Annotated in this window: 9 protein-coding genes; 5 read left to right on the forward strand and 4 right to left on the reverse strand. The window is 60.9% G+C overall.

From position 1 onward, the window contains the following. The first annotated feature begins 82 nt into the window (after positions 1 to 82). Genes zwf through QMX97_RS24725 form a run of 3 tightly spaced genes read left to right on the forward strand, consistent with a single transcriptional unit; the run spans position 83 to position 2,932 of the window. On the forward strand, positions 83 to 1,549 hold the full coding sequence (gene zwf, locus QMX97_RS24715) for a glucose-6-phosphate dehydrogenase (RefSeq protein WP_065909010.1): 1,467 nt from the start codon (positions 83 to 85) through the stop codon (positions 1,547 to 1,549). Further along, positions 1,536 to 2,249 carry a 6-phosphogluconolactonase gene (gene pgl, locus QMX97_RS24720; protein WP_120449663.1) on the forward strand — a complete coding sequence of 238 codons (714 nt, stop codon included), beginning with the start codon at positions 1,536 to 1,538 and terminating at the stop codon, positions 2,247 to 2,249. The genes zwf and pgl overlap by 14 nt, the downstream gene beginning before the upstream one ends. A gap of 17 nt (positions 2,250 to 2,266) precedes the next feature. Further along, a complete protein-coding gene (locus QMX97_RS24725) occupies positions 2,267 to 2,932 on the forward strand; it encodes a bifunctional 4-hydroxy-2-oxoglutarate aldolase/2-dehydro-3-deoxy-phosphogluconate aldolase (protein WP_026013852.1) in 666 nt (221 codons plus the stop codon). 92 nt (positions 2,933 to 3,024) lie between these two features. Here QMX97_RS24725 and QMX97_RS24730 read toward each other — a convergent pair whose 3' ends face one another. Both QMX97_RS24730 and QMX97_RS24735 read right to left on the reverse strand, forming a co-directional pair. After that, positions 3,025 to 4,200 (reverse strand): aminotransferase class V-fold PLP-dependent enzyme, encoded by a 1,176-nt coding sequence (locus QMX97_RS24730; RefSeq protein ID WP_282397776.1) that lies wholly within the window; start codon positions 4,198 to 4,200, stop codon positions 3,025 to 3,027. A 10-nt stretch (positions 4,201 to 4,210) separates the two neighbouring features. After that, on the reverse strand, positions 4,211 to 4,447 hold the full coding sequence (locus QMX97_RS24735; protein ID WP_003213031.1) for a DUF3820 family protein: 237 nt from the start codon (positions 4,445 to 4,447) through the stop codon (positions 4,211 to 4,213). A gap of 207 nt (positions 4,448 to 4,654) precedes the next feature. Here QMX97_RS24735 and QMX97_RS24740 point away from each other — a divergent pair, with 207 nt between their 5' ends. Next, on the forward strand, positions 4,655 to 5,122 hold the full coding sequence (locus QMX97_RS24740; RefSeq protein ID WP_065909014.1) for a PA2169 family four-helix-bundle protein: 468 nt from the start codon (positions 4,655 to 4,657) through the stop codon (positions 5,120 to 5,122). Between the two features lie 87 nt (positions 5,123 to 5,209). Here the strand turns inward: QMX97_RS24740 and QMX97_RS24745 are convergent, their stop codons facing one another. Both QMX97_RS24745 and QMX97_RS24750 read right to left on the reverse strand, forming a co-directional pair. Further along, a complete protein-coding gene (locus tag QMX97_RS24745) occupies positions 5,210 to 5,680 on the reverse strand; it encodes a MaoC family dehydratase (RefSeq protein WP_003175719.1) in 471 nt (156 codons plus the stop codon). Between the two features lie 57 nt (positions 5,681 to 5,737). Then, the gene (locus tag QMX97_RS24750; RefSeq protein WP_282397777.1) at positions 5,738 to 6,682 is read right to left on the reverse strand and encodes an alpha/beta hydrolase; all 945 of its coding nucleotides are present in this window, start codon (positions 6,680 to 6,682) and stop codon (positions 5,738 to 5,740) included. A gap of 210 nt (positions 6,683 to 6,892) precedes the next feature. Here QMX97_RS24750 and fadD2 point away from each other — a divergent pair, with 210 nt between their 5' ends. Continuing rightward, positions 6,893 to 8,581, forward strand: coding sequence for a long-chain-fatty-acid--CoA ligase FadD2 (fadD2, locus tag QMX97_RS24755; RefSeq protein WP_065909020.1), 1,689 nt, complete (start codon positions 6,893 to 6,895; stop codon positions 8,579 to 8,581). Positions 8,582 to 8,678: the final 97 nt, after the last annotated feature.

Consider the following 8,678-nt stretch of genomic DNA (forward strand, 5'->3'; position numbering starts at 1 on the left):
TTGTGGTTATTACTACATTTTTCCTTGAGTGATGCCTTGAAAAAAGGTATTTGTAGCTTAACTTGATAAAAGAACAAACATCATGCCTTCGATAACCGTAGAACCCTGCACCTTTGCCCTGTTTGGCGCCTTGGGTGATCTGGCGCTGCGCAAGTTATTTCCTGCCCTCTATCAACTCGATGGCGCCGCGCTCCTGCACGACGATACGCGCATCCTGGCCCTGGCCCGTGAAGCCGGTTCCGAGCAACAGCACCTGGCCCACATCGAAAAAGAATTGCGTAAATATGTCGGCAAGGAACTGGACGAGAGCATCGCCCAGCGTTTCCTGGCGCGCCTGACCTATGTCCACGTCGACTTCATGAAGGCCGACGACTACGTGGCCCTGGCTGAAATCGCCGGCACCGAGCAGCGCCTGATTGCCTACTTCGCCACCCCGGCAGCGGTGTATGGCGCGATCTGCGAGAACCTGTCCAAGGTCGGCCTGGCGGAAAACACCCGCGTGGTGCTGGAAAAGCCGATCGGGTCGGACCTGGAGTCTTCGCGCAAGGTCAACGATGCCGTGGCGCAGTTTTTCCCGGAAAACCGCACCTATCGCATCGACCATTACCTGGGCAAGGAAACCGTCCAGAACCTGATCGCCCTGCGTTTCGCCAACAGCCTGTTCGAAACCCAGTGGAACCAGAACTACATTTCCCACGTGGAAATCACCGTGGCCGAGCAGGTCGGTATCGAAGGCCGTTGGGGTTACTTCGACAAGGCCGGCCAGCTGCGTGACATGATCCAGAACCACTTGCTGCAGCTGCTGTGCCTGATCGCCATGGACCCGCCGGCCGACCTGTCTGCCGACAGCATCCGTGACGAGAAGGTCAAGGTGCTCAAGGCCCTGGCGCCGATCAGCCCGGATGGCCTGACGACCCAGGTGGTACGTGGCCAGTACATCGCCGGCTACAGCGCGGGCAAGGCAGTGCCGGGTTACCTGGAAGAAGAGAATTCCAACACCCAGAGCGACACCGAGACCTTCGTCGCCCTGCGTGCCGATATCCGCAACTGGCGCTGGGCCGGCGTGCCGTTCTACCTGCGCACCGGCAAACGCATGCCGCAGAAGCTGTCGCAGATCGTCATCCACTTCAAGGAACCGTCCCACTACATCTTCGCCCCTGAGCAGCGCCTGCAGATCAGCAACAAACTGATCATCCGCCTGCAGCCGGACGAAGGCATTTCCTTGCGTGTGATGACCAAGGAGCAGGGCCTGGACAAGGGCATGCAACTGCGCAGCGGCCCGCTGCAACTGAATTTTTCCGACACCTATCGCAGCGCCCGGATTCCGGATGCCTACGAGCGGTTGTTGCTGGAAGTGATGCGCGGCAATCAGAACCTGTTTGTTCGCAAAGATGAAATCGAAGCCGCGTGGAAGTGGTGTGACCAGTTGATCGCCGGGTGGAAAAAATCCGGCGATGCGCCCAAGCCGTACGCGGCCGGGTCCTGGGGGCCGATGAGCTCGATTGCACTGATCACGCGGGACGGGAGGTCGTGGTATGGCGATATCTGAATTGAAACTGCCTCAGGGCGTGACACCCCATGAGTTCCGCACCCCGGTGTTGCTGGCCGAAGGCCTGGCGCTGGACGTGGCCGAGCAACTGCGCGCGGCCATCAGTGCACGTGGCGCGGCGACCCTGGTGGTCTCCGGTGGCCGCAGCCCGGTGGCGTTTTTCCAGCACCTGGCCAAGCAGGGACTGGACTGGTCCAAGGTCACCATCACCCTCGCCGATGAGCGCTGGGTGCCGGTTGAGCACGCCGACAGCAATGCCGGCCTGTTGAAGCAGCACCTGCTGCAAGGCCCGGCGGCCAAGGCCAGGTTCCTCAGCCTGTACAGCGCCGCCGCCAACCTCGAAGACGCTGCCGAGCAGGCCGATCGCCTGCTGGCCGAATTGCCAGCGATTGATGTGCTGGTACTGGGCATGGGCGATGACGGCCACACCGCATCGCTGTTTCCCAACAGCCCGAACCTCAGCGAGGCCCTGCAGGCCAACGGTACCCGCCGTTGCTGGCCGATGCTCGCGCCGACCGTGCCACACCAGCGCCTGACCATGAGTCGCGCGTTGCTGGCCACGGCCCACTACACCGTACTGTCGATTTCCGGCAGTTCGAAATTGACCACCTTGAGCGCCGCGCTGGCCAGTGACGACGTTGCTGCCATGCCGATTCGCGCGTTTTTGCAACCTACATTAGAGATTTACTGGTGCCCATGAGCCAAGGATCAGCCGCTATGAAAAGCCCTCAACCGACCGTGTCCATGGCGGATAAAGTTGCCCTGATCGACAGTCTCTGCGCCAAGGCGCGGATCCTGCCGGTGATCACCATCGCCCGCGAACAGGACATCCTGCCGCTGGCCGATGCCCTGGCAGCCGGTGGTTTGACCGCATTGGAAGTGACCCTGCGTTCCGAGTTCGGCCTCAAGGCCATCCAGGTACTGCGCGAGCAACGTCCTGAGTTGTGCACCGGTGCTGGCACCGTGCTCGACCGCCATATGCTCGAAGCGGCCGAAGTGGCTGGCTCGCAATTCATCGTCACGCCCGGCATCACCCGTGACCTGCTGGAAGCCTCGGTACACAGCCCGATCCCGCTGCTGCCGGGCATCAGCAATGCCTCCGGGATCATGGAAGGCTATGGCCTGGGCTATCGCCGCTTCAAGCTGTTCCCGGCCGAAGTGAGCGGCGGCGTGGCTGCCATCAAGGCCTTGGGCGGCCCGTTCGGCGAAGTGAAATTCTGCCCGACCGGCGGCGTCGGCCCGGCCAACATCAAAAACTACATGGCGTTGAAAAACGTGATGTGCGTGGGCGGTAGCTGGATGCTCGACCCGGAGTGGGTCAAGAACGGCGACTGGGCGCGTATCCAGGAAGTCACCGCGCAGGCGCTGGCGCTGCTGGATTGATCTGATTCATCGAATCGTTGTTGCTGTGCTTAACGGCATTTTTGCGGTGCACTTGGTCGGTGTACCGCTTTTTTTTGCCTGCAGATTGGCTCCTACAGTGTGTCCAGCTCGGTAATAGCGTTGACCAGCACATTGATGTCCGCCGCCGACGTCACCAGCCCCGGCGTGACCCGGATGCAGGTACCAAACGCCGCGCCCGTGCGAGTGGTGGTAAACAGGCCGTAGTCCTGGAGCAATCGATCCGCCATCACCTGCTGGTCCCGCCCGACAAACTTGAAGGCCGTGATCCCGCAATACAGCCGTGGATCATCCGGTGTCAGCACCTCGATTCCCGGCAATGGCCGCACCTGGCTCACCCATAAATCCCGCAGGTAATTGACCCGCGCGCCCTTGGCCGCCGAGCCGCCGAGGGCCTGATGTTCCTGCAGCACCAGCGGCAGGGTCATCAGCGCCGGAAAGTTCGGCGTGCTGTAGGGCGTACGCGCGCGAATGTCGGTGGCGGGGTAGTGGAATTCGCCCATGTCCGGGTCGATATCGGCCAGGCGCTCGGGGGCGATGTAGAGGAAGCCCAGCGTCAGTGGCGCACCGATCCATTTATGCAGGTTGAAGCCGGCGAACTGGATGCCCAGTTGGGCGAGGTTGAATTCGATCTGGCCCAGGGCATGGGCGCCGTCGAGGATTACATCGATTGCATGCTCGCGCGCCGCCTTGGCGATGGCTTCGACCGGCATCACCAGGCCGGTGCGGTGGGTGACGTGGGTGAGCGCCATCAGTTTGAGGCGCGGATACTGCTCGAACGCCTGGCGATACGTCTGCAGCAGGCTGTCGAAACTGGCCGGATGGGTGTGGGAAAGCTCGATCACCTCCACGCCCCGGTAGCCGGCCAACCAGCGCATCGCGCCTTTGACCGTGTCGTACTCCAGGTCACTGATCAGGACCTGGTCGCCCGGTTGCAGGCGGTTGTAGTTGCGGATCAACGACTGCAAGGCTTCGGTGGCGTTGCGGGTGAAGGCGATTGCCTCCGGTGCGGCGTCGATCAACCCGGCCAGTTGGCACCGGATCTCATCGTTCTCACCGCGCTCGAAGCGTTGGCGCACATGCAGCGAATTGCTGCGATTGATAAGCGCCACGTGCTCCAGGTACTGCCCCCGCACCTCGCGGCTCATGCGCCCGAAGTAGCCGTTTTCCAGGTTGATCGGACCGGGCTCCAGCTCGTAGCGCTGGGCGATGGTGTGCCAATGGTGTTCGTTGTCGGCATTCCTTGGCATGGCGAGGCTCTTAGTGGCGAGGGGCGGGTTTGCCGTGTTTGGCGCGCAGCGGTTCGAGCAATTCGGACAGGCCGTTGTGGTCGATTTCCTGCATCAAGGCCAGCAACCCGCCCAGTTCGCCGTGGGGGAAGCCTTCACGGGCGAACCAATTCAGGTAGGGACCTGGCAGGTCGGCGATGATCCGGCCCTTGTATTTGCCGAAGGGCATTTCGCGGGTGATCAGCAGTTCGAGTTTTTCGGGATTCATGGGATCGGCGCGGCGTAAGTAGAGACCTTGGAAAATACAGGCATTCTGCATGAAGGCCAAATGACAGATCATGCAAATAACGTACATACAGATGGTTCAATAATTTTCAAGTTATTGAAAATAAAGGGAAAAGTTATTTTTCATAACCTGGCACGGGCGCTGCAATCATTCATACAACCTTCTTAAACCCGCACAAGGAAATGGAAAATGACTGACATCAATAAAGAATCGATCTCCGTACTCAACGACCTGATCGAGACCAGCAAAGACGGCCAGAAAGGTTTCGCAACTTGTGCCGAAGACATCAAGCACCCAGAACTCAAAGCCCTGTTCGTCAAGCGCTCCGCTGATTGCGCTGCTGCTGCAGCAGAACTGCAGACTGCAGTGAAAGCCCTGGGCGGCGATCCGGAAAAATCCGGCAGCGTTGCCGGTGCCCTGCACCGTGGCTGGGTCGACGTGAAGTCGCTGGTCACCGGCAAAGACGAAGAAGCCGTGCTGAACGAAGCCGAGCGCGGTGAAGACCACGCACTGAAGGCTTACAAGGAAGCGATCGAGAAGATCAACAAGCACAACCTGCTGGGTATTCGTGACCTGGTAGAGCGTCAGTTCCACGGCGCACAGCGCAACCACGACCAGGTGAAAGCCCTGCGTAACCAGGCTCGCGCTCAGTCGTAAGCCCTGCGCTGTACAGGCTGTAAAAAAATGTGGGAGGGGGCTTTTGCCCCCTCCCACATTTGCATTGTGTCGACGCTGTAACGGCTATCAGCCAATGCTGATCGGCGGCAACTCGGTCAAGGTCACGACCTGCTGCTTGCGTGGCGCGAGGATCTCCGCCTCACCGTCCACCACCAACTCATCGCGCTGGTTGAACACACGGGTGGCGATGCGCACACGAAACTTTGGCAGCTTTTCGAGAATTTCCAGACGCACGGTCAGGGTGTCGCCGATTTTCACCGGCTTCTGAAAGCTCATCTGCTGGCCGATGTAGATCGTGCCGGGCCCAGGCAGCTCGCAGGCCACCGCCGCACTGATCAGCGCGCCACTGAACATACCGTGGGCAATGCGCTCCTTGAACATGGTCGCCTTGGCGTACTCGGCATCCAGGTGCACCGGGTTGTGGTCGCCGGACATCGCGGCGAACAGCTGGATATCGCGCTCTTCGACGGTCTTGCTGTAGCTGGCGGTCTGGCCGACTTCGAGGGCTTCGTACGGGGTGTTGGTTACCTGGGTCATCTAAAGGTGCATCCTGTGGCTAATCGGTAATTTAACTTTATGATTTTAAACGAAAAATTATTCGCAGCGGGTCGGTCGACGCAAGGTCAGGGCCTGGTCGAGCCACGTCAGCACATCCGCGGTGACTTGGTCGCGGTTGGTTTCGTTGAACACTTCGTGTCGCGCCTGCGGGTAAATGATCAGGTGCAGGTTCTGGCTGCCGGCCTCTCGCAGGGCTTGGGCCAGGCTGTTGAGACGCTTGCCCTCACTCACCGGATCACATTCGCCGCCGATCACCAGGATCGGCAGGCCCGGATCGATCTGCGCGAGATTGGACGCTTTGCTGATTTGCTGCAAGCCGCCGAGCAGGTCGATCCACAGCTGGTTGGTGCAGCGGAAGCCGCAGAGCGGGTCGTTGATGTAGAGGTCGACTTCAGCCGGGTCGCGGCTGAGCCAGTCAAATGCAGTGCGATTGGGTTTGAATGCCTTGTTGAACGATCCAAACGAGAGGAAATCGATCAGCGCACTGCGCCCGCGCAACCCCTGGCGCAGGCGTTCGATGCGGGCGATCACCCGGGCGGCGCGGTACAGCGCCACCGGTTGGAAATTTGAACCGCTGAGAATCACCCCATTCAGGCTGGCGCTGTGATGCAGCAAGTAGGCCTGGGCGATGTAGCTGCCCATGCTGTGGCCCAGCAGGAGGATCGGCAACCCCGGCTGCTGCTGGCCGATGTGCTGGTTGAGGCTGGCCAGGTCGCCGACCACTTTGTTCCAGCCATCGCGCTCGGCGAACAGCCCCAGGGTGCCTTCGTCGGCGGTGCGGCCATGGCCACGCTGGTCCAGCGCATATAGGCCGTAGCCGGCGGCGCACAAGGCTGCGGCCAGGCGCGCATAACGACCGCTGTGCTCGGCCATGCCATGGGACAGCATCACCAGGGCCTTGGGCGGGCCTTCGGGCATCCATTGATTGACGTACAGGCGGCTGCGGTCATTCGCGGTCAGCCAGAAGGTGCGGTGGTTCATGGCGATTCCTTTGCTCAGGGTCGTTGCAGTGTATAGCTCATCCTCAAGGTTGCGTCTGATCAGTGCAGGCCCTTGTAGGAAGATTCACGCAATTAATGACGCTCTTTCCCTTATTTGCCTGTTTAGCCATAGCTGCTAACGTCCCCAAAGCTCCGCTTTCTATCGCAACACGAAAGTGGCCGGACACACTCAGGTAAGAGGACAAGAATAATGCAACCTGATTTCTGGAATGACAAACGCGCGGCGGGCGTCCCCAATGACATCGACCTGACGGCCTACAAGTCGGTGATCGAAGTCTTCGAGCGTTCCTGCAAGGCCTTTGCCGACCGTCCGGCATTCAGCAACATGGGCATCACCCTGACCTACGCCGAGCTTGAGCGCCAGAGTGCGGCGTTCGCCGGCTACCTGCAACAGCACACCGATCTCAAGCCGGGCGAGCGCATCGCGGTACAGATGCCCAACGTGCTGCATTATCCGATTGCCGTGTTCGGGGCGTTGCGCGCCGGGCTGATCGTGGTCAACACCAACCCGCTGTACACCCCGCGCGAGATGCGCCACCAGTTCAAGGACGCCGGCGTGCGTGCGCTGGTCTACCTCAACCTGTTCGGTTCGCGCGTGCAGGAAGTGTGCAGCGACACCGAGATCGACTACCTGATCGAAGCCCGGATGGGCGACTTCATGCCCGCCGCCAAGGGCTGGCTGGTCAACACCGTGGTCGACAAGGTGAAGAAGATGGTCCCGGCCTACAGCCTGCCGCGCGCGGTGTCGTTCAAGCGCGCGTTGCGCCTGGGTGCCGGCCTGGGGGTGACCCGGCATCCGGTGACCCTCGATGACATCGCCGTGCTGCAGTACACCGGTGGCACCACCGGGTTGGCCAAGGGCGCGATGCTCACCCATGGCAACCTGGTGGCGAACATGCAGCAGGTGCGCGCCTGCATGTCGCAGACCGGCGAGGACGGCCATCCGCTGATCAAGGAAGGGCAGGAGGTGATGATCGCGCCGCTGCCGCTGTACCACATCTATGCCTTCACCGCGAATTGCATGTGCATGATGGTGTCGGGCAACCATAACGTGCTGATCACCAACCCGCGCGACATCGGCGGCTTTATCAAGGAACTGAAGAACTGGCGCTTTACCGGGCTGCTGGGGCTGAACACGCTGTTCGTGGCGTTGATGGACCACCCGGACTTCAAGAGCCTGGACTTTTCCCATCTCAAGCTCACCAACTCCGGCGGCACCGCGTTGATCAAGGCGACGGCCGAGCGCTGGCAGCAGCTCACCGGTTGCGCCATCGGCGAGGGCTACGGACTCACGGAAACCTCACCGGTGGCCAGCACCAACCCGTATGGCAATAAATCCCGCCTGGGCACCGTGGGCATCCCGGTGCCGGCCACGGCAATGAAAGTGATCGATGACCAGGGCGTCGAGTTGCCGCTGGGCGAGCGCGGCGAACTGTGCATCAAGGGCCCGCAGGTGATGAAGGGCTATTGGCAGCAACCGGCTGCCACCGCCGAGGCGCTGGACGCCGAGGGTTGGCTCAAGACCGGCGACATTGCGGTGATCGATGACGACGGCTTTGTGCGCATTGTCGATCGCAAGAAAGACCTGATCATCGTCTCGGGCTTCAACGTGTACCCCAACGAGATCGAAGACGTGGTCATGGCCCACCCGGCGGTGGCCAACTGTGCCGTGATCGGCGTGCCGGACGAACGCACGGGCGAGGCGGTGAAGCTGTTCGTGGTGGCGCGTGCCGAAGGGGTGAGCCTTGAGGAGTTGAAGGCGTACTGCAAGACCAACTTCACCGGCTACAAGGTGCCCAAGCACATTGTGCTGCGGGAGTCGTTGCCGATGACGCCGGTGGGCAAGATCCTGCGGCGGGAGCTGCGCGACATCGCCTGACGATGAATTGAAATGCAATCAAAAATGTGGGAGCGGGCTTGCTCGCGAAAGCGGTGTAACAGTCGAAGTATCAGGTGACTGGAACACCGCTTTCGCG

Origin of the sequence: Pseudomonas sp. PS01298 (assembly GCF_029959745.1) — a bacterium.
Lineage (GTDB): Bacteria > Pseudomonadota > Gammaproteobacteria > Pseudomonadales > Pseudomonadaceae > Aquipseudomonas > Aquipseudomonas aylmerensis.